The organism is Leifsonia sp. 10N434, from assembly GCF_056394405.1.
The window spans coordinates 1-758 of record NZ_JBFTHV010000012.1 but is presented as its reverse complement, the minus strand read 5'-3'; the positions used below and the strand labels follow the sequence as shown (position 1 = coordinate 758).

Below are 758 nucleotides of genomic sequence, written 5' to 3'. Positions count from 1 at the left end.
TCGACGAGTGTGGTGGTTCCGGTGGTGGATGAGCCTCTGGAGTTGTTCCGTGATGTGTTGGGGCGGATGGTGGAGCAGCGTCCGGGGGAGATCATCGTGGTGATCAATGGGGCGCCGAACCCGGGTCTGGTGGGGGTGTGTGAGGAGTTCGCCCCGTTGGTGCGGTGGACGCATACGCCGATTCCGGGGAAGCGGAACGCGGTGATGATCGGGACGAAGATGTCGACGGGGGATGTGACCGTGTTGGTGGATTCGGACACGGTGTGGACGGCGGACACGTTGAGCGAGTTGGTGAAGCCGTTCGCGGATGAGCGGGTYGGTGGGGTGACGACGAAGCAGCGGATCCTGGAGCCGGAACGGTCGTGGATCACYCGGTGGGCGGATTGGTTGGAGAATTCGCGGGCGTTGTATTCGATGCCGGCGCAGTCGGTGGTGGGCCAGATCGGGTGTTTGCCGGGTCGGACGATCGCGTTCCGCCGGTCGATTCTGATGCGGGTGATGGACAAGTTCATGACGGAGAAGTTYTTGGGCGTGTTCCTGGAGGTGTCCGATGATCGGACGTTGACGAACCTGACGTTGAARGAGGGCTACCGCACCGTCTACCAGCACACGTCGTTGGTGTTCACGGATGCGCCGTTGAAGGTGAAGAAGCTGTTCAAGCAGCAGTTGCGGTGGGCGCGCGGGTCGCAGTACAACACGTTGCGGATGCTGCCCTGGATGTTGGGCCATGCGCCCCTGTTGGCGTTCTTCTTTGTGAC

The 758-nt window shown here is 61.9% G+C and carries 1 protein-coding gene; it reads left to right on the top strand.

Going from position 1 to position 758, the window contains the following annotated elements; translation table 11 throughout:
- Positions 1 to 758, top strand: a 758-nt coding sequence (locus tag AC1DB1_RS19455) for a glycosyltransferase (protein WP_477202016.1), incomplete at both ends; no start/stop codon positions are given.